We start from the raw sequence: 18,653 nt of genomic DNA on the forward strand, positions 1-18,653 counted from the left end.
TGTAAACGCAAGCCTTTTCCGATCGGAGTGAATCACTCCGATCGGGCCTTGCTCTAGCGCGCGGCGCGGAGTTTGGGCGGCTGGCTGTCCGTGACGCCGACCGAGAGCGAGGCGCCCGGAGCCGTAGCGCTCTGGGCGGCGGCGTTGGCGGATGTCGTCTCCGCAGTCCGATGATCGGCCATGCGGGCTTCGGCGATCCGTGCTTCGGCGGCCGGCGCCGGCATCGGGGCGATCGCGGCCGCGTCCCAGGTCATGCCGAAGCCTTGCAGCACTTCGGGGACCGAGTCGTTCGGCCGGGGGCGCCCGAAATAGAAGCCCTGAATCTCGACGCAGCCGGCACGGCGCAGCATGTCGAACTGCTCGGCGGTCTCGACGCCTTCGGCCGTGGTCGCCATGCCAAGCGATTCCGCCAGATCGATGATCGAGGTGACGATGGCGAGCGACTCCGCCGTCGTCGCCATGTTGCGCACGAAGGACTGGTCGATCTTCAGTCGATCGAAGGGGAAGGCGCGCAGGCTGCGCAGCGACGAGTAGCCGGTGCCGAAGTCGTCCATCGCGAAGCGGACGCCGAGCGCGCGGAGCTGCATCAGCGTCGCGACCGTATCCTCGTCCTCCTCGAGCAGCACGGACTCGGTCACTTCGAGCTCCAGTCGCGAAGCCGGCAGGCCGGTGGCGGCGAGGGCGTTCATGACCGTGTTGACGAGGCCGCGCGAGCGGACCTGACGCGGCGAGATGTTGACCGAGACCTTGAGCGGCAGCGGCCAGCCCGCCGCCATCTCGCAGGCGCGTCGCAGCACCCATTCGCCCATGGCACCGATCAGGCCGATCTCCTCGGCGAAGGGGATGAACTCGCCGGGCGGCACCAGACCGCGCGTCGGATGGCGCCACCGCAACAGCGCCTCGAAACCGGTGACCATGCGCGTGCGCACGTCGACGATCGGCTGGAAGAACGGCTCGAACTCGCCGGCCTCCAGCGCCTTGGCGAGATCGATCTCCATGTCGCGTCGGCGGTTCAGCGCCTCCTCGAGCGCCGGGGCGAAGAAGCGATGCGTGTTCTTGCCCTCGGCTTTCGCCGTGTAGAGCGCGAGATCGGCGCGCTTCAGAAGTTCGTTGGCCTCGCGGCCGTCGCGCGGCGCGACGGCGGTGCCGATGCTGACGCCGACCGCGGCCTTCTTGCCGTCGAGGTCGTAGGTCGCCGCGACGGCGCCGATGATCGTCTCGGCATAGGCCGAGCGCGCCTCGTCGGTCTGCGGCGTCGTGGTCACGACCGCGAACTCGTCGCCGCCGAGGCGGACGATGGTGTCGTAGGCGCCTGCAACCTCGGTCAGCCGCTCGGCGACCTTGACCAGCAGCAGGTCGCCGAAGGGATGGCCGAGCGTGTCGTTGATGGTCTTGAAGGCGTCGAGGTCGAGGCAATAGACGGTCAGCTCCGCGCCTGTCGTCTCGATGTCGGCGAGCGACAGCTCCATGCGCTGGCGCAGCACGAAACGATTGGGGAGCTTGGTCAGCGTGTCGCGGGTCGCCAGTTCCATGATGCGCCGCTCGGCGCGACGGCGTTCGGTGATGTCCTCGTAGACCGCGACCCAGCCGCCGCCGAGCATGCGCTGGCGGGTGACGGCGATGGTGCGACCGTCGGCGAGGTCCTGCTGGTGCACGCCGGTCGTCGGTTCGATACCGGCGCCGTCGTTGCCGTCGCCCGATCCGCCGGCGAGCAGCGGGCCGATCGCGGCCATCAGATCCCGTTCCGTCACGCCGGCGCTGACGGTGCCGGGCGGCAGGCGGTAGATCTTCTCAAACTGGTAGTTCGAGACGATCAGCCGGCCGTCCTCGTCGAACATGCAGAGCGCGTGCGGCATGTTGTTGAGCGCGGCGTCGAAACGCATGTTCTGCAGGTTGAGCTCGTGGTCGCGCGCCCTGAGCATGGCGTTCTGGCGGATGGCGTTGGCGCGCAGCTGGTCGCGCTCGCGCAGCGACGACTGCAGGATCTCGACCGCGCGGGCGATGTTGCCGACCTCGTCGCTGCGATCCGAACCCGCGACCTTGTCGCGGTACTGCCCGGCGGCGACCGCCTCGACGGTGCGGGTGATCTCGGCGAGCGGTCGCGTCACCTGGCCGACGAGCAGGATCGAAATGCCGGCGAAGGCACAGAGCGACAGCACGCCGAGGCCGATCAGCTTGGCGATCAGCGACTGGCCATCGGATTCGGCGATGCGGATCAATTCGTTGCGCGACAGGTAGAGCTCGTTCAGCGGCGCGAGCGCGCAGACGTCGACAATGGACTCGAACGTGACGCAGCGGCCGATGTAGCGGCCGTTGGCCATGCGCAGCAGCAGGGAGTTCGGCACGGCCGAGACCGCATAGGGAATGTCGGCGAGGCCGGCCGCGGAGGCGGTGCCGTCCGGGCCGAGCACGACGATGCCGGTGTTGGTCAGGCGCGAGAATTCCTGCAGGACCGGCTCGCTGCGGCGCAGCTTGCGATAGCCGACCATGGCGCCGGTGACTTCGCCGAAATCGTCGAACAGCGGATAGACCGCGACCTCGGCGATCGACAGCGGCTCGTTGGCGCGGAAGATCTGGGCGATCTCGTCGCGAGCGTAGACGGTCATCCGCTCGGTGAAGGGCTTGTTCGGCAGGCTCGTCTCGACGACCCGGGCGATGCCCTGTTTGAGCCGCGAGGTGTTGATCCGGCGATAGGCGCCGAGCAGGTCGACGGCGCCGTCGCTCGCGCCGATCACCGCGCCGGCGGGGTCGACGATCAGGATCTCGTCGATGTGCGCGGCCTCCGCCGCCGGGCCGAGCAGCTGCGAGATCGCGACCACATTGCGGGAGGCGACCGCGCGGCCGGTGTCGGCGCGCTGGGCGATCGCCTCGAGGCGAGGCAGCATGTCGCTCAGCTGGAAGCGAACCCGCGCCGCGGCGAGCTTGGCTTCGGAGTCGAGCCGCTCGGAGAGCTTGGTGTCGGAGAGATGCTCCAGCTCGGTCGCCTGGCGGGCGACGCCGGCCTGGAGCTGATAGGTGATGATGGTGATCAGCAGCGCGAACACGGCTGCGGCGGTGCCGACCGTCACGGCCGCGAAGCGCAGGCCGATGGTGCGCTTGCACATGGCGTCCGACAGCGAGACCACGAAGCGCTCGAACCGGGTCAGCGATGGCCCGGTCGATGTTCCGTTCGGGGCGGGCCCTGCCCGGTCTCGGCCGCTCGGCTCGGTCATGGAACGGATCGGTTCGCGAGCGGTTGGCCGCCGAAGCCGGCGATGATGCGAGCGGCGGCCTCGCTGCCGGTGAAACGGATGAAGTCGCGCGCTTCGTCGGTCAGGCGCTCGGGCTTGTAGATGTAGGAGACGACCACGGCGCTCGGGTAGTCGGACGCGGAGGGATGTCGTCCGTCGACCTTCAAGACGGTGGTGCCGTGTTCGAGCGTCTGCGTGAACGGCCCGAAGCCGATCGTGCCTTCGACCGTGCGCACGGTCTCGATCGCGTCCTGGGTGGTCAGCGCCGTCTTCGATCGCGGCGACAGGATGAGGTTCTTCCAGCCCGGCATCGAGGCGCGCAGCACCGTCAGCGTGCTGTCGGCGTCCTCGCGACGCACCAGCCGGATCTTGAGATCGGCGCCGCCGACATCGCGCCAGTTGGTGATCTCGCCGCGATAGATCGCGGCGACGGCCTCCGAACTCAGAGCGGTGACGCCTGTGCCCGGATGAATGAAGAAGGCCGAGGGGATGCGCAGGACCGGCACCGCCACGATGCCCTGCTCTGTCTCCGAGGCGGAGAGCGGCCGGGCGATGCGGGCCATGATCTCGCGATCGGCCCCGACCGCCGCGATGCCGCCGCCCGAACCGATGCTCGGCGGCACATCGACGATGACCTCGGGATGGGCGTTCGTGTAGGCTTCGGCGAGCGCGCGCAGCACGTCGACGCCGTCGCCGGTGCCGACGACGGTGAGCGTCCCGGCGGTCGCCACGCGGGCGGCCAGAAGAATCACGATCATGGATCCGGCCAAGGCTCGGATCGACCACCAGCGAACGAGGTGGGGGACGAGTCGATGCGCCGACATGCCGACAGCCTCCTTGAGGCAACTCTGACCTCGGACCGTATCGGCAGAAAATATATATTTAGTTATCGAATATGAGCGCTTTGAGATGTTTCCCGAACGGCATGTCTTATGGCGCCGCTGCGGCACCTATATGTTCCAAGATGTAGCCGGGATGTTCGATGGATCGACCGGTTCGTCTTCCGTTCGCGGCTGGCAAGTCACCAGAGTTCATTCAGTGAAAAACGAATGACAGGTCTGTGATCGCGGTCAGGCGATGAATTGACCCGACGTCGTTCCCATATGAAGCGACGGTGATATCGATCGGAGGTTGAGATGAACGATCGCGTCTTCGAAGTTACGCGCACGGAAGACGAGTGGCGGCAGCTGCTGACACCCGAGCAATATCGCATCATGCGTGAACATGGCACGGAACGCCCCGGAAGTTGCGCGCTGCTGATCGAGAAACGAGCGGGCACGTTCTCTTGCGTGGGTTGCGGCCAGCCGCTGTTCCGCTCGACGGTGAAGTTCGAAAGCGGCACCGGCTGGCCGAGCTTCAACGATCCGGTCGACGGCGCCGTCGAGACGACGGTCGACCGCAGCTACGGCATGGTCCGGACCGAGGTCCACTGCAGCCGGTGCGGCAGCCATCTCGGGCACGTCTTCCCCGACGGGCCGCCGCCGACCTACCAGCGCTACTGCATCAACGGCGTCGCGCTCGAATTCGAGCCCGAGTGACGGCGCAGTTCTTCCTCGGCAGAATCGGCGCGCGCCCTTCGCCCTCGGGCTCTGGAAAGGGCGAGCGCCGCCCGTCATAGTGTCGGGAGAGGGGGGATTCTTCCCCTCGGCCGATCGGGGAGGGGCGGTCGATGTGGTTTCTCGCCAGCTTGACGGGCAGTTTTCTCGTCGCTCTGCCGGCGCTGTTCTCGATCGTCAATCCGCTCGGCGGCGCGCTGATCTACAGCCAGGTCACCGGCGATCGTCCGGCGGCGGAGCGCCATGCGCTCGCCTGGCGCGTCGCGCTCTATTCGGGCGTGGTGATGCTGGTCTCGCTCTGGGCCGGTGCCACGATCATGAGCTTCTTCGGCGTCAGCATGGAGGCGCTGCGCATCGCCGGCGGTCTGGTCGTTGCGACGCGCGCCTGGCAGATGCTGTCGCAGCCGCAGCAGAACGAGGATTTCAAGCAGGAGCAGGCGTCGTCGGTCGCCGGCGACGCCTCGGACGTGGCGTTCTTCCCGCTCACGGTGCCGTTCACCACGGGTCCGGGCACGATTTCGGTCGCGATCGCGCTGTCGGCGAGCGGGCCGGCGGGCGGCGTGCCGCTCCTGCAGTATTTTGTGGGCGCCTCGGCGGCGGCCTTGGCCGTGGCGGTTTCGGTCGGGCTCGCCTATGCCTCGGCCGACCGTGTGGTCGAGCTGCTCGGGCCCGCGCGCGCCCGGCTGATGACGCGCCTCTCGGCATTCCTGCTGCTCTGCATCGGTGTGCAGATCCTGCTGACCGGCGCTCATGACGCGCTGCTCGGCGTGCTCGCCGTGCGGCCGGGCTGAGAGCCGGGCGCGGACGTGCGGCCGGAGGGGCGACGCCTCGGGTGGGCCATGCGTCGGGCTTTGTTGACAAGGCGGGGATTCGGCCCGAGAACGGGCCGCTTTCGAGCATGAGCGATCGAGACGCGGCCGTCCGGGCCTGACCCGGGCGCGGGCCCGCGTGAACCCGAGAGCGTCCGGCGATCTCAGGCGGATCGGGCCGGCGTCTTCTCTCCGTGGAGACCGGCAGGAATGGCGACCTTTTCACTCCCCGTCGACAAGAAGGTGATCGCCCGCGAGGCGGCCAAGATGCTGCTTGAGATCAAGGCGGTGCACTTCTACGAGGAGAAGCCGTTCATCTTCACCTCGGGCTGGGCGAGCCCGGTCTATACCGACTGCCGCAAGATCATCTCGTATCCGCGCACGCGTTCGGCGCTGGTCGACTTCGCGGTTTCGACCATCGTCTCGGAAATCGGCGCGGAATCGATCGACGTGGTCGCCGGCGGCGAGACGGCGGGCATCCCGTTCTCGGCCTGGATCGCCGACCGCATGATGCTGCCCATGCAGTACATCCGGAAGAAGGCCAAGGGTTTCGGGCGCAATGCCCAGATCGAGGGCTTCGTCGAGCCGGGCCAGCGCACGCTGCTGGTCGAAGATCTCGCCACCGACGGCGGTTCGAAGATCGGCTTCGCCAACGCGATCCGCGCCGCGGAATGCGAGGTCAATCACTGCTTCGTGTTCTTCTATTACGACATCTTCCCGCACGCCCGGCAGATGTTCGCCGATGCCGGGCTGACGCTGCACTATCTCACCACCTGGTGGGACGTGTTGGCGGTCGCCAAGGAGAGCGGCCACTTCGACGCCAAGGTGCTGGCCGAGGTCGAGAGCTTCCTCAACGAGCCGCAGGCGTGGTCGGCCGCGCATGGCGGCATCTCGGAATTCGGCCAGAAGGGCTGAAAGCCGATCGCGATCCGCGTGTGTTCCACGGCCGCCCCTCGGGGCGGCCGTTTGCATGTCCGGGTCGGTTCAGCGCGGGAACGGCGTCTCGGCGACCGGGGTGAGCGGCTTGCCGGTCTCGAACCACGAGACGAGATTATCGACGACCAGCTGCGCCATGCGATTGCGGGTGTGGATCGAGCCCGAGCCGACATGCGGGAGCAGCACGACGCGCTCGAAGCTCGCCAGTTCCTGCGGGAAGCACGGCTCTTCCTCGAACACGTCGAGGCCGGCGGAATGGATGGTGCCCGAGCGCAGCGCTTCGACAAGCGCCTTCTCGTCGACGACCGAGCCGCGGCCGATATTGATCAGCACGCCCTTCGGCCCGAGTGCTTCGAGCACTTCGCGGCCGACCAGATGCTTGGTCGCGTCGCCGCCGGGGACGACGATCATCAGCGTGTCGACCGCCGCGGCGAGCGACAGCACGTCCGGATAGTAGTCGTAGGCGACATCCGGAGACGGGCGGCGGTTGTGATAGGCGACCTTGACGCCAAAAGCCTCGGCGCGGCGCGCGATGGCGAGGCCGATACGGCCGAGACCGACGATGCCGAGCGTGCGGTCGCGCAGCGTGGTCGGCGTCAGCGGATAGGGCTTGTCGAGCCACTTGCCCGAGCGGACCCAGCGCTCGGCGGCGGAGAGCTCGCGCACCGTCATCAGCAGCAGGCCGAAGGCGGTGTCGGCGACTTCCTCGGTCAGCACGTCCGGCGTGTTGGTGACCAGGATGCCGCGGGTTGCGGCGTGGCGGGCGTCGACCGCGTCATAGCCGACGCCGAAGTTCGAGACGATCTCGAGCTTCGGCAACCGATCGATCAGCGCCGCGTCGACCTTGGCATGGCCACCGCACGCAATGCCGCGGATGCGCGGGGCCGCTTCGGCGAGGAGCTTTTCCTTATCGGGCGCGCCGTCGAGGCGGATCAGCTCGAAGCGCGAAGAGAGCCCCTCGGTGACGAGCGGGTTCATCGCGGCGGGGATCAGGATCGTGGCGCGGTCCATTATCGGGCGTCTCCCTCTGCGGCGCGCGATGCGCTCCGACAGATCCGGAGACGTCGCGCGCGCTCCTGCTTGAGATTACGCAGGCCTCTTCCGGCCGGAACGGGGCGTTCCGGTCGGGCCCTGCTCGAACGGCGCGACGGATATATCAGTCGCGACCGCCGGGCGGAACGTTCATTCCGGGAGAGGCGGACTGCGTCGGAGCGAGGCGCGCCGACGGGGTCCTCACGGCGCGCGATCGTTCGCCGTTTCGAGGAAGGTCCGCATCCGCTCGATCGCGGCGCGGATGTTCTCGGTCGAGTTGGCGTAGGAGAGACGGATGTAGCCCTCGCCGTAGACGCCGAAGTCCGGGCCGCCAATGGTCGCGACGCCGGCCTTTTCCAGCAGCGCGGAGGCGAGTGCCTTGGCCTTGAAGCCGGTCTTCGAGACGTTCGGGAAGGCGTAGAAGGCGCCCTTCGGCGTCGCGCAGGAGACGTTCGGCAGCGAATTCAGCCCTTCGACCACGACGCGTCTGCGCCGGTCGAACTCCGCGACCATGTCGGCGACGCAGTCCTGCGGGCCGGTGAGGGCCGCGAGGCCGGCGAACTGGGCGGCGGAATTCACGCAGGAATAGGAGTTGACCGCGAGCTTGCGGGCGTTCTCGTAGAGCTTGTCCGGCCAGATCGAATAGCCCATGCGCCAGCCGGTCATGGCGTAGGTCTTCGACCAGCCATCGAGCAGGATAAGCCGGTCGCGGATCTCCGGATAGGTGAGCAGCGACACGTGCTCGAGACCGTCATAGGTCATCTGGGCATAGATCTCGTCCGACATGATCGCCACGTCGGGGAACTTGGCCATGCCGGCGACGAAAGCATCGATTTCGTCCTTGGGCGTAACGCCGCCGGTCGGGTTGGCGGGCGAGTTGATGATCACCAGCCGCGTCGCCGGGGTGATCAGCGACAGCGCTTCCTCGGCCGAGAAGGCGAAGCCGTTCTCCTCGCGGATCGGGATCGGGATCGCGCGGGCGCCGGTGAACTCGATCATCGAGCGATAGATCGGGAAGCCCGGATCCGGATAAAGGATGTCCGCGCCCGGCTCGCCGAACATCAGGATCGCCATGAACATGGTGACCTTGCCGCCCGGCACGATCAGCACGCGGTCGGGGGAGACGTCGGTCGCGAAACGGCGATGCAGGTCGGCCGCGACCGCCTCGCGCAGCGGCTGGATGCCGGTCGCGGCGGTGTAACCGTGCTGGCCGTCGCGCAGCGCCTTGATCGCCGCCTCGACGATGTGCTCCGGCGTGCGGAAGTCGGGCTGGCCGATGCCGAGATTGATGATGTCCTGACCCTGGGCGGCGAGCGCCTGGGCGCGGGCGAGCACCGCGAAGGCGTTCTCTTCCCCGATACGGTCGAATCCGGCAATCGTCTTCAGCACTTCATCCTCCCGGCGCATCCCAGCCCGGCCGTCGTTCGCTTGCGGCCGGGGTCTCGCCGTCTATAGGCGCTTGGAACGGAGAGGAAAAGCCGTCGATCCATTGTCGCCACGGCGAAACAGTCGTGCCGATCGTCGCTGCGTCAGAGAGGCGCGTCGAGGTTGAGAGCCGGCGCGCGCCCGCTCAACGCTGCAGCTGCGAGGCCTCGCGGGCGAGCGTCTCGACCTTGGCCCAATCGCGCGCGGCGATGGCATCGCTCGGCGCGACCCACGATCCGCCGACGCACAGCACGTTCGGCAGCGAAAGGTACTTCGGTGCCTTGTCGAGCGAGATGCCGCCGGTCGGGCAGAACTTCACCTGCGGCAGCGGCGAGGCGAGCGCCTTCAGATATTCAGCGCCGCCGGCCGGCTCGGCCGGGAAGAACTTCAGGCGTCGGTAGCCGCGCTCCATCATGGTCATGGCCTCGCCGGCGGTGGCGACGCCCGGCAGCAGCGGCGCTGGCGAGGTCTCGGCCGCCTCGCACAGCTTCGGCGAGGCGCCGGGCGAGACCAGGAAGCTCGCGCCCGCCTGCACGGCGGCCTTCAGCATGGTCTCGTCGAGCACGGTGCCGGCGCCGACCATGGCGCCCTCGATGCCGGTCATCGCGCGGATCACGTCGAGCGCGCGTTCGGTGCGCAGGGTGACCTCCAGCGCCGGCAGGCCGCCGGCGACCAGCGCCCGCCCGAGCGGCAGCGCCATCTCCGGATCCTCGATGATCAGCACCGGGATCACCGGTGCGGCCATCATGACGGCGTCGATCTTGGCGATGTCCTGAGTCATTGCAGCATGTCCTCGGTCAGAGCGCGGTGATAGCCGATCGGCGGAGAGGAGGAAAGGGTGGGGACGTGCGGTCTCTCGAAGGAAATTGCAGATGCGGCGGATATTGCGCTTTGTCGCGGTCGTCTGCCCTCGACATTTGTCATGCCGGGTCGAGCCCGGCATGACAATGGGATCGGAGAAAACGCACCGTTCCGCTCAGCCCGGCTTCCACAGCCGCTCGGGCCCGCAGGCCTGCACGTCGCGCAGCAGCTCCACGAACCGGTCGGCCGCATAGTCGAGAGTCTCGTCGCCCTTCTCGGCGGTTGCGATCGACGCGTCGCCGACCGTACCGGCGACGTTCAGGTCCTGTGCCTTCCAGCCGAACTGGATCTGGCCGTGGACGCGCAGGTGCTTGAATTCCTGCTCGAAATTCTGCTGGGTCGAGCGGAAGTCCTCCGCCTTGTCCATGCGGACGAGATCGGGCCGCAGCGCCAGCATGACCGAGGTTTCCATGTCGCCGCCATGGATGCCGTACTTGCGCTCGACGTCCGAATAGAGCCCGTCCGGAAAGCCGAGCCGCGACCAGGAGGTCGCGACGCAGAGCATGTCGTGGCGGATGCGCATCTCGCGGGCGACGATGTCCATGATCGGCACGTTGCCGCCGTGGCTGGTGACCAGGATCAGCTTCTTGACCCCGGCACGCGCGACGCTATCGCCGATGTCGATCCAGGCTCGTGTCACGGTCTCCCAGCCGAGCGTCAGCGTGCCCGGCGAGGAAATGTGCTCGTTCGACTTGCCGACCGCCTGAACGGGGAGGAACAAGACCGGCAGATCGGCCGGCAGCCGGTCGACCACGCGCTTGACGTGGCCTTCGGCGATCAGCGTGTCGGTGCCGGTCGGCAGGTGCGGCCCGTGCTGCTCGACGGCGGCGATCGGCAGAACGGCGATCCAGTCGGCGACCGCGGGCGTGTCGAAATCGGTGGTCGCGAGATCGATCCAGTATGGCTTGGGAGGCATGGACTTCGGCATGGCGATCAGATCGTCTCCAGAAAGGCCTTGGCGGCGGCGCCGTGCTCGGCGCGCAGGCGCGCCACGTCGATATCGACCGGCAGGCCGTCGAGCACCTTCCAGACGCCGTCGATCATGACGCGGTCGGCGCGGTGGGCGCCGCACAGGACGAGTGCGGCGAGCGGGTCGCCGGCGCCCGAGAAGCGCAACTCGTCGAGCGTGAAGAGCGCGAGATCGGCCGCCATGCCCGGGGCAATGCGGCCGATGTCGTCGCGGCCCAGGCAGCGCGCGGAGCCTTCCGTCGCCCAGCGGAACGCGTCCAGATGGCTGACGGTCGCGTCGTAGGTGAGCCGGTTCAACATCAACGCGTGGCGCACCGCCTCGATCAGGTTCGAATTGTCGTTCGAGGCCGAACCGTCGACGCCGAGGCCGACCGGGCTGCCGGCCGCCTCCAGCTCGCGCGTCCGGCACTGGCCGGAGGCGAGCACCATGTTCGAGGTGGGGCAATGGCAGACGCCGACCTTCGCGCGTCCCAGCCGGGCGACCTCGTCGTCGTTGAAGTGGATGCCGTGGGCGAGCCAGACGCGCTCGCTCATCCAGCCGGTCTCTTCGAGATAGTCGACCGGGCGGCACTCGAAATGGTGCAGGCAGTAGGCATCCTCGTCGCGGGTCTCGCCGAGATGCGTGTGCAGCCGGCAATCGTGCTTTGCCGCCAGTTCAGCGGTCTGCCGCATCAGCGATTTGGTGACCGAGAAGGGCGAGCAGGGCGCGAGCGCGATCTGGATCTTCGCATTCGGGCCGCGCTCGTGATAGCGCGCGATCACGCGCTCGCAGTCGGCGAGGATCGTGTCCTCGTCCTGCACGGCACTATCGGGCGGCAGGCCGCCGTCCTTCTCGGACAGATTCATCGAGCCGCGCGTGACGGTCATGCGGATGCCGACGCGGTGCGCCTCCTCGACCTCGATGTCGACGGCGTCCTCGAGCCCGAGCGGGAACAGGTAATGGTGATCGGCCGCGGTGGTGCAGCCGGACATGAGCAGTTCGGTCGCCGCCAGCCGCGCGGCGAGGCGGAACGCCTCCGGCTTCACGTGGCGCGCCCAGATCGGGTAGAGCGCGGTCAGCCAGGGGAACAGTTCCTTGTTGATCGCCTTGGGATGCGCGCGGGTCAGCGTCTGGAACACATGATGATGCGTGTTGATCAGCCCCGGCGTGATCACATGGCGGCTGGCGTCGAACACGGCCTGCGCCGGCGTCGAGGGGACATGGCCGCGCGCGATCAGCTCGACGATGCGGCCGTCCTCGACGACGAGGCCGCGCTCGGCACCGTCGGCAAGCACGGCGATAGGGTCTTTCAGCCAGAGTCTCATGCGGGAAGGAGGCCTTTCAGGGGGGGGTCTCGTAAAAAATGCCGAGCGGTAGGGTCACGTGGATCGCATCGAAAGCCAGGATCGTCTCGGGGCCGACGAAGGCGCTCTCGCGCCAGCGGTCCTGATCGATGCGTTCGTGGAACGTCGCGGCGATACGGTCGGGATCGAGGGTCAGAATGTAACGGATGGTCGGCAGCGACTTGTACTCGATCAGCTTGCGGATCAGGTCGTGCTGGGTTGAGCGCGACAACACCTCGACGATCAGGACCGGCTCGGAAGCGCAGGTCTGGTCGTCGGATGGCGCGCCACAATCGATCGTCATGTCGGGCCGTCGGACCTGGCCGCTCGGGATCTTGACCGCGATATCGGCTGTGAACGGCTCGCAGGGTTTGCCCGCGAGAGCGCGTTCGAAAGCGGTCAGGGCGCGGCGCACGATGCGGTCGTGAGCGACGCGCGCCCCGGTCATCATGCGCGGAACGCCGTCGACCAGCTCGTATCGCTCGTCGTCCCCCGGATCCCAGCCGAGGAACTCGTCCGCCGTCATGTGCCGCAGCTGGACTTCCGCCATCGCGCGCCGCCTTCTGTCGATCGACCCTCAGTCTATCACGGCGCCTTCGCCGCGATCACATCGATCTCGACCTTGAATTCCGGCCGGACGAAACCCGAGACGATCATCAGCGTCGAGGCCGGTGGCGGGGTCGCGACGACGCGGTCGCGGGCGGCCATGTAGCCGGCCATGTGGGCGCGGTCGGTGACATAGGCGTTGAGGCGGGCGATGTCGGCGAGCGTCATGTCGGCCTCGGCCAGGATCGCCGCTATGTTGGCGAGGCAGAGTTCGGCCTGTTCCTCGGCGCTCTCGGGAATCGTTTCGTCGGCGCGAATGCCGAGTTGGCCGGAGACGACGACGATCCGCGCGCCGGCCGGGATCTCGATGCCGTGGCTGTAACGCGCGAAGGGCTTGCGGATGGCGGCGGGAACGAGGGGTTTCAACGGCATCGGCTCAGGCCTCGGCTGATTGTCGGGTGGGGTGATCGCGGCCGAGGCTAGAGCGGCGACGCGGACGCGGCAACAAGGGCGCCGCGCAGGGCCGGTGTGCCGGCGGCTCGATTTCGTTGCGGCCGCGATCGATGCCGACGACAGGCCGGGATCGCAGCCGCTTTCGTGGGCGTTTTCGCGGCCATGCTGGCGCAGCTTTCGGCAGCATGGCCCAGGACGCCGGCGGCCACGCCGTCCGCAAGGGGCGCGTGGGTTGGCGGTTTCGCTGGCACGTCGTTTGCTCAAATCCCTTGCGGTACGGGATTTCGCGGAGCCAAATAAGGCCGCGTCCGAATTTCGCGCCAGCGCGGCGAAGGCCCGGTAGCGTTCCCGGTGGCGGTGTTCCCGTTGGTGAGTTTGGGAGGAACAGGCATGAGCGGCAGGATGGGACTGGAAACCGCATCGACCTTGGCTGCTGCGCTGGTCGGCCTCGCCGGCGCCGCGGCCCCGGCGGCCGCGCTCGAGGCGGTGAAGTTCGGCACCAACTGGAAGGCCGAGGCCGAGCATGGCGGCTTCTATCAGGCGGTCGCGGACGGCTCGTACAAGGCTTGCGGGCTCGACGTCACGATCGTGCCCGGCGGTCCGCAGGCCAACAACCGCATCCTGCTGCCGGCCGGCAAGGTCGACTTCTACATGGGCGGCAACCTGCTCGAGGGCTTCTCGTCCGTCGAACAGGGCATCCCGACAAAGGTCGTCGCCGCGATCTTCCAGAAGGAGCCGCAGGTGCTGCTCGCCCATCCCGGCGAGTTCAAGACATTCGAGGCGCTCAAGGACGCCAAGCTGTTCCTCGCCAACGACGGCTACAATTCCTACTACCAGTGGATGATCGCCGAGTTCGGCTTCAAGCCGGAACAGCGCCGGCCCTACACGTTCAATCCCGGCCCGTTCATCCAGGACAAGCGCTCCGCCCAGCAGGGCTATGTCACCTCCGAACCGCATGCGGTCGAGAAGGAGGGCGGGTTCAAGCCGCAGGTCTTCGTGCTCGCCGATCTCGGCTTCGACACCTATGCGACCACGATCGAGACGCGCACCGACCTGATCGAGAAGAAGCCGGCGGTCGTTCAGTGCTTCGTCGATGCTTCGATCAAGGGCTGGTACGTCTATCTCTACGGGGACAACAAGGCGGCCAACGATCTGATCAAGAAAGATAATCCGGACATGACCGACGAGCAGATCGCCTTCTCGATCCAGGCGATGAAGGAGTACGGCATCGTCGATTCCGGTGATACGCTGACCAAGGGCATCGGTGCGATGACCGATGCCCGGTTCAAGAGCTTCTTCGACAAGATGGTCAAGGCCAAGGTCGTGGCGCCGACGGTCGACTATACCAAGGCCTATACGCTCGCCTTCGTGAACAAGGGCGTCGGGCTGGACCTGAAGAAGCCCTGATCGTGTGGGCGCCCGACCGCCAGGGGCTCGGGCCGCATGGGAAAACGATGGTCACGACTGCCGCATCTCCGCCCCCCGCCGCCGTGACAGGCGCGACGTCCGGCTCGGTCTCGGATGCTGCGCCGATCGTGCGGTTGTCGGGCATCTCGAAATCGTTCTCGAACGGCACGACCGCGCTCGCCGGGCTCGATCTGGCGATCGGAGAGGGCGAGTTCGTGTCGCTGCTCGGGCCGTCCGGCTGTGGCAAGTCGACGGTGCTGCGCATCGTTGCCGGGCTGACGAACCCGACCTCGGGGCGGGTCGACTGGCTCGGCGCGGGCGGATCCGTGCCCGCGGCCGGCACGGATCGCCCCGAGATCGGCTTCGTGTTCCAGGAACCGACGCTGATGCCCTGGGCGACGGCGTTCCAGAATGTCCATCTGCCGCTGAAGCTGAAGGGCATTTCCGCCAAGACCGCGCGCGACGAGATCATGCATGCGCTCGACGGGGTCGGGCTCGCGGGCTTTGCAAATGCCTATCCGCGCGAACTCTCAGGCGGCATGAAGATGCGCGTCTCGATCGCGCGCGCGCTGGTGACCAGGCCACGCATCCTGCTCATGGACGAGCCTTTCGCCGCGCTCGACGAGATCACGCGCTTCAAGCTCAACGACGATATCATGCGGCTCTACGAGGCCGGCGGCTGGACCGTGATCTTCGTCACCCACTCGGTCTACGAGTCGGTGTTCCTGTCGAGCCGGATCGTCGTGATGGCGGCGCGGCCGGGGCGCGTCGTCGACGACATCGCGGTCGAGGCGCCGCATCCGCGCGGCGAGGATTTCCGCACCTCGGCCTACTATGCCGCGACCTGCCGGCGCGCCTCGGAGGCACTGCACCGGGCGATGGACGCACGGGACCATTTGTGACGCGTGCCGACGACACTGCGAGGGCCTGAGGCCATGCTCGACCGGACGACCGCCGATCCTTCGCTCGCCGCAGCCCGGCAGACCGGGGTGGCCGCCGCGCCGATCTTCGATCCGGCCGAGGCGGCGCGGGCGCGGATGAGGCGCGTTGAGGCGGTCGCGCGCTGGGCGCTGCCGATCCTGGTGCTCGCCGGCGCCGTCGGGCTCTGGCACGGGCTGGTCGTCTGGTTCGCGATCCCGCGCTATGTGCTGCCGTCGCCCTTCGTGGTGTTCGCGCAGCTCGCGACCGACTGGCCGACGCTGTTTCCCTCGCTCGTCAACACGCTCCAGATCACCTTCGGAGCGCTCGCGATCGCGGTCGTCGGCGGCGTCGGGCTCGCGGTGATCTTCGCGCAGTGGAAATGGGTCGAGATGTCATTCTTCCCGATCGCGGTGGTGTTCCAGGTCACGCCGGTGATCGCGGTGGCGCCGCTGATCACGATCTATGTCGAGAGCATCACCGCGCAGCTCCTGATCTGCGCCTGGATCGTCGCCTTCTTTCCGATCCTGTCGAACACCACGCTGGGCTTGAATTCGGCCGATCACAATCTGCGCAACCTGTTCCAGCTCTACGGCGCGACGCGCTGGCAGACGCTGATCTTTCTGCGCCTGCCGGCCGCGACGCCGTACTTTCTCGGCGGTCTCCGGATCGCCGGCGGCCTGTCTCTGATCGGCGCGGTGGTGGCGGAGTTCGTGGTCGGGGCCGGCGGGCGCGGTTCCGGTCTCGCCTTCCGGATCATCGAGGCGTCGAGCCGGCTCAACATGCCGCGCATGTTCGCGGCGCTGATCCTGATCTCGATCACCGGCGTGGTGATCTTTCTGGTTCTCAGCCTGATCAGCCATCTCGTGCTGAGACGCTGGCACGAGAGCGCGATGGCGCGCGAGCCGTGACGTGAGCTCGGAGACGCGCAGGCGGCTGCCGCAATCGGCGAAACTTGCCGCGAACATTCTTGCCGCGAACATTGACGGGTAAGGAAAACGGGCGTCGGGGAGGCGCGGATCGCCCTCCGGAGAGGGAGCCGCCGGCGAACCGGCGGCGCGACCCGCGCCCATTTCCTCCGAGCCCGATCAGTGTGTTCGGACAGGATGCCGCCGTCCATGCGGCGCGATGGCATACGCAATTTCCCTGATGCGGGGGTGGTTGTCTTCGGCAAAGAGTTTGTTCGCCGTCAACAAACCGACATGCCCGGAGGTTACACAGCCGCCATGACCTTCAATCATCGCAAGTCGGTCACTTATCGTCTCGCCCAGGCCGCCAAGGCGCACCGGGCGCGATCGGGCGTGCACCTGTCCCGGATCGGCCTCCATCCGGGCCAAGAAGCCGTACTCAAGGCTCTCGACGAGACCGACGGCCAGACGATGAGCCAGCTCGCGCAGGTTCTGTCCGTTCAACCGCCGACCGTGACCAAGATGATCACCCGCATGTCGGCGCAGGGTCTCGTCCGTCGCGTCGCGTCGGAGACCGACGGCCGGCTGGCGCGCGTGCATCTGACCGAGGACGGCCGCGCGCGGATCGAGGAAGTCGATCGCGCCTGGAAGCGGCTGGAGAAGGAAGCGCTCGCGGGCCTCGACGAGAAGGACCGCAAGCGGATCCGCAAGCTCTTGCGCGAGATCGAGCGCAATCTGACCGCGACCTCGATCCCTGATGTCGATGTCGACGATGTCGCCGACGTCGAACTGGTCGAGGACGACGCGGCCGAGTGATCCGCGCGGGCCGGCCCTTGGAGCGCCGGCTTATCGTCCCACCCCGCGCATTGTTTCGCCGCCCGCACGGCATGGACCTCAGCTCAGCCCGAGCCCATGCGCCGCGAGGCCGAGCGTTGCGGTCAACCCGACCGTCGCCGCGATCGTCCAGTGCCGCGCGAACAGCACATAGGCCGCGATGGCCGCGAACAGGATCGCGGCCGGATCGGCCGAGGCGAGCCGCGGCAGGTCGAGCGTCAGCGGCCCGAGCGTCGTTTCCGTGATGTCGCGGAAGAAGACATGCAGCGCGAACCAGACGGTCAGGTTCAGGATCACGCCGACGACGGCCGCCGTGATGCCGGTGAGGGCCGCCGCGGCGGCCGGGATGCGGCCGATACGCTCGACCAGCGGCGCAGCGAGCAGGATCCACAGCATCGACGGTACGAAGGTGGTCCAGATCGTGATGCCGGCGCCGAGCAGGCCGCCGGTGAGCGGGCCGAACGGCGCCGGCGCGCGCCAGCCGGCAAGGAAGCCGACGAATTCCATCACCAGCACCAGTGGCCCCGGCGTGGTTTCGGCCAGGCCGAGCCCGTCGAGCATTTCACCGGGGGCGAGCCAGCCGTGGACCTGCACCGCCTGCTGCGCGACATAGGCGAGCGCGGCATAGGCGCCGCCGAAGGTGACGACGGCGAGTTTCGAGAAGAATGCCGCGATCGTCACCAGTACGTGCGTCGGCCCGAGTGTCAGCGCGACGACGAGGATCGGCGCGGCCCAGATCGCCGCGCCGGCCGCGGCGAGGCCGAGCGTCCGGCGGGCGAGCCGGTCATGGACCGTCCCGGCCGGCATGGTCGAGGGCAGGGCGCCGCGGGCCGACAGCCAGCCGGCAACACCGGCGGCCAGCACGATCAGCGGATAGGGAATGCGCAGGAAGAAGATCGCCAGGAAGGCGGCGGCGGCGATGCCCCAGGCGAGCGGCGTCTTCAGCGCCCGCCGCCCGACCTTGATGAGCGCCTCGATCACTATCGCCAGCACGCCGGCCTTGATGCCGAAAAACAGCGCTTCGACCGCGTCGACCTTGCCATAGGCGGCGTAGATATAGGCGAGCACCGCCATCATCGCCGCGCCGGGCAGCACGAACAGGCTGCCGGCCACGAGCGCGCCGCCGATGCCGGCGACGCGCCAGCCGCACCAGGTGGCGAGCTGCTGCGCCTCCGGGCCGGGCAGCAGCATCGACATGTTGAGCGCATCGAGAAAGCGCTTCTCGTCGAGCCAGCGCCGGTCGTCGACCAGCATCCGGTGCATCAGCGCGATCTGGCCGGCCGGTCCGCCGAAGGACAGGACGCCGATCTCGAGAAAGGTGCGCAGCACCGTGGCCAGCGGCACGCGTGGCGGTTCGGCGGTGATCGTCTCGGTCATCGGCGGCTCCCCCTCGGCCCGACGTCATGCCAGATCGAACCGGAGGACGAAACCCTCGCCGACGTCGCG

At 67.9% G+C, this 18,653-nt stretch carries 17 protein-coding genes; 7 read left to right on the forward strand and 10 right to left on the reverse strand.

Features of this window, described 5'->3' with window-relative positions; translation table 11 throughout:
* Positions 1 to 53 precede the first annotated feature (53 nt).
* On the reverse strand, positions 54 to 3,212 hold the full coding sequence (locus tag ABS361_21650) for an EAL domain-containing protein (GenBank protein ID XBY44576.1): 3,159 nt from the start codon (positions 3,210 to 3,212) through the stop codon (positions 54 to 56).
* Complete coding sequence (locus tag ABS361_21655) at positions 3,209 to 3,988, reverse strand: substrate-binding domain-containing protein (GenBank protein ID XBY44577.1); 780 nt, start codon at positions 3,986 to 3,988, stop codon at positions 3,209 to 3,211. Before ABS361_21655 ends, ABS361_21650 begins: the two co-directional genes overlap by 4 nt.
* A gap of 378 nt (positions 3,989 to 4,366) precedes the next feature.
* On the opposite strand from ABS361_21655, the gene msrB reads away from it, so the two are divergent.
* The 3 genes from msrB (at position 4,367) to ABS361_21670 (ending at position 6,510) form a co-directional block, all read left to right on the forward strand.
* The gene (gene msrB / locus ABS361_21660; protein XBY44578.1) at positions 4,367 to 4,768 is read left to right on the forward strand and encodes a peptide-methionine (R)-S-oxide reductase MsrB; all 402 of its coding nucleotides are present in this window, start codon (positions 4,367 to 4,369) and stop codon (positions 4,766 to 4,768) included.
* 131 nt (positions 4,769 to 4,899) lie between these two features.
* Positions 4,900 to 5,577 carry a MarC family protein gene (locus tag ABS361_21665; protein XBY44579.1) on the forward strand — a complete coding sequence of 226 codons (678 nt, stop codon included), beginning with the start codon at positions 4,900 to 4,902 and terminating at the stop codon, positions 5,575 to 5,577.
* A gap of 228 nt (positions 5,578 to 5,805) precedes the next feature.
* Positions 5,806 to 6,510, forward strand: a complete 705-nt coding sequence (locus tag ABS361_21670) for an orotate phosphoribosyltransferase (GenBank protein ID XBY44580.1) — start codon at positions 5,806 to 5,808, stop codon at positions 6,508 to 6,510.
* Between the two features lie 69 nt (positions 6,511 to 6,579).
* Here the strand turns inward: ABS361_21670 and ABS361_21675 are convergent, their stop codons facing one another.
* The 7 genes from ABS361_21675 to ABS361_21705 all read right to left on the reverse strand — a co-directional run bounded on the left by ABS361_21675 (position 6,580) and on the right by ABS361_21705 (position 13,119).
* Positions 6,580 to 7,542: a 2-hydroxyacid dehydrogenase gene (locus tag ABS361_21675; protein XBY44581.1), complete on the reverse strand. Its 963-nt coding sequence runs from the start codon at positions 7,540 to 7,542 to the stop codon at positions 6,580 to 6,582.
* Positions 7,543 to 7,764: 222 nt separating this feature from the next.
* Positions 7,765 to 8,952 (reverse strand): pyridoxal phosphate-dependent aminotransferase, encoded by a 1,188-nt coding sequence (locus tag ABS361_21680; GenBank protein ID XBY44582.1) that lies wholly within the window; start codon positions 8,950 to 8,952, stop codon positions 7,765 to 7,767.
* 181 nt (positions 8,953 to 9,133) lie between these two features.
* Positions 9,134 to 9,769, reverse strand: coding sequence for a bifunctional 4-hydroxy-2-oxoglutarate aldolase/2-dehydro-3-deoxy-phosphogluconate aldolase (gene eda, locus ABS361_21685; protein XBY44583.1), 636 nt, complete (start codon positions 9,767 to 9,769; stop codon positions 9,134 to 9,136).
* 195 nt (positions 9,770 to 9,964) lie between these two features.
* Entirely contained in the window at positions 9,965 to 10,765 is an 801-nt protein-coding gene (locus ABS361_21690; GenBank protein ID XBY46977.1) for a creatininase family protein, read from the reverse strand.
* Between the two features lie 17 nt (positions 10,766 to 10,782).
* Positions 10,783 to 12,123: an 8-oxoguanine deaminase gene (locus tag ABS361_21695; GenBank protein XBY44584.1), complete on the reverse strand. Its 1,341-nt coding sequence runs from the start codon at positions 12,121 to 12,123 to the stop codon at positions 10,783 to 10,785.
* 16 nt (positions 12,124 to 12,139) lie between these two features.
* Positions 12,140 to 12,691 (reverse strand): Uma2 family endonuclease, encoded by a 552-nt coding sequence (locus tag ABS361_21700; GenBank protein XBY44585.1) that lies wholly within the window; start codon positions 12,689 to 12,691, stop codon positions 12,140 to 12,142.
* Positions 12,692 to 12,726: 35 nt separating this feature from the next.
* Positions 12,727 to 13,119 (reverse strand): RidA family protein, encoded by a 393-nt coding sequence (locus ABS361_21705; GenBank protein XBY44586.1) that lies wholly within the window; start codon positions 13,117 to 13,119, stop codon positions 12,727 to 12,729.
* Between the two features lie 411 nt (positions 13,120 to 13,530).
* On the opposite strand from ABS361_21705, the gene ABS361_21710 reads away from it, so the two are divergent.
* The 4 genes from ABS361_21710 to ABS361_21725 all read left to right on the forward strand — a co-directional run bounded on the left by ABS361_21710 (position 13,531) and on the right by ABS361_21725 (position 17,189).
* Entirely contained in the window at positions 13,531 to 14,547 is a 1,017-nt protein-coding gene (locus ABS361_21710; GenBank protein ID XBY44587.1) for an ABC transporter substrate-binding protein, read from the forward strand.
* Between the two features lie 47 nt (positions 14,548 to 14,594).
* Entirely contained in the window at positions 14,595 to 15,449 is an 855-nt protein-coding gene (locus tag ABS361_21715) for an ABC transporter ATP-binding protein (GenBank protein ID XBY44588.1), read from the forward strand.
* A 135-nt stretch (positions 15,450 to 15,584) separates the two neighbouring features.
* Positions 15,585 to 16,376, forward strand: a complete 792-nt coding sequence (locus ABS361_21720) for an ABC transporter permease (protein XBY46978.1) — start codon at positions 15,585 to 15,587, stop codon at positions 16,374 to 16,376.
* Between the two features lie 315 nt (positions 16,377 to 16,691).
* Positions 16,692 to 17,189 carry a MarR family transcriptional regulator gene (locus tag ABS361_21725; protein XBY46979.1) on the forward strand — a complete coding sequence of 166 codons (498 nt, stop codon included), beginning with the start codon at positions 16,692 to 16,694 and terminating at the stop codon, positions 17,187 to 17,189.
* Between the two features lie 78 nt (positions 17,190 to 17,267).
* Here ABS361_21725 and chrA read toward each other — a convergent pair whose 3' ends face one another.
* Positions 17,268 to 18,584, reverse strand: a complete 1,317-nt coding sequence (gene chrA, locus ABS361_21730) for a chromate efflux transporter (GenBank protein XBY44589.1) — start codon at positions 18,582 to 18,584, stop codon at positions 17,268 to 17,270.
* Positions 18,585 to 18,653 lie beyond the last annotated feature (69 nt).

This window comes from Ancalomicrobiaceae bacterium S20 (genome assembly GCA_040269895.1).
GTDB classification, from domain to species: Bacteria; Pseudomonadota; Alphaproteobacteria; order Rhizobiales; family Ancalomicrobiaceae; genus Methyloraptor; species Methyloraptor flagellatus.

Bases quoted from the DNA above. Each gene is read 5' to 3' on its own strand.
- ABS361_21690 (XBY46977.1), bottom strand. From the start codon at position 10,765: ATGCCTCCCAAGCCATACTGGATCGATCTCGCGACCACCGATTTCGAC.
- ABS361_21710 (XBY44587.1), top strand. From the start codon at position 13,531: ATGAGCGGCAGGATGGGACTGGAAACCGCATCGACCTTGGCTGCTGCG.
- msrB (XBY44578.1), top strand. From the start codon at position 4,367: ATGAACGATCGCGTCTTCGAAGTTACGCGCACGGAAGACGAGTGGCGG.
- ABS361_21670 (XBY44580.1), top strand. From the start codon at position 5,806: ATGGCGACCTTTTCACTCCCCGTCGACAAGAAGGTGATCGCCCGCGAG.
- ABS361_21705 (XBY44586.1), bottom strand. From the start codon at position 13,119: ATGCCGTTGAAACCCCTCGTTCCCGCCGCCATCCGCAAGCCCTTCGCG.
- ABS361_21725 (XBY46979.1), top strand. From the start codon at position 16,692: ATGACCTTCAATCATCGCAAGTCGGTCACTTATCGTCTCGCCCAGGCC.
- eda (XBY44583.1), bottom strand. From the start codon at position 9,769: ATGACTCAGGACATCGCCAAGATCGACGCCGTCATGATGGCCGCACCG.
- ABS361_21675 (XBY44581.1), bottom strand. From the start codon at position 7,542: ATGGACCGCGCCACGATCCTGATCCCCGCCGCGATGAACCCGCTCGTC.
- ABS361_21715 (XBY44588.1), top strand. From the start codon at position 14,595: ATGGTCACGACTGCCGCATCTCCGCCCCCCGCCGCCGTGACAGGCGCG.
- chrA (XBY44589.1), bottom strand. From the start codon at position 18,584: ATGACCGAGACGATCACCGCCGAACCGCCACGCGTGCCGCTGGCCACG.
- ABS361_21650 (XBY44576.1), bottom strand. From the start codon at position 3,212: ATGACCGAGCCGAGCGGCCGAGACCGGGCAGGGCCCGCCCCGAACGGA.
- ABS361_21695 (XBY44584.1), bottom strand. From the start codon at position 12,123: ATGAGACTCTGGCTGAAAGACCCTATCGCCGTGCTTGCCGACGGTGCC.
- ABS361_21665 (XBY44579.1), top strand. From the start codon at position 4,900: ATGTGGTTTCTCGCCAGCTTGACGGGCAGTTTTCTCGTCGCTCTGCCG.
- ABS361_21700 (XBY44585.1), bottom strand. From the start codon at position 12,691: ATGGCGGAAGTCCAGCTGCGGCACATGACGGCGGACGAGTTCCTCGGC.
- ABS361_21720 (XBY46978.1), top strand. From the start codon at position 15,585: ATGAGGCGCGTTGAGGCGGTCGCGCGCTGGGCGCTGCCGATCCTGGTG.
- ABS361_21655 (XBY44577.1), bottom strand. From the start codon at position 3,988: ATGATCGTGATTCTTCTGGCCGCCCGCGTGGCGACCGCCGGGACGCTC.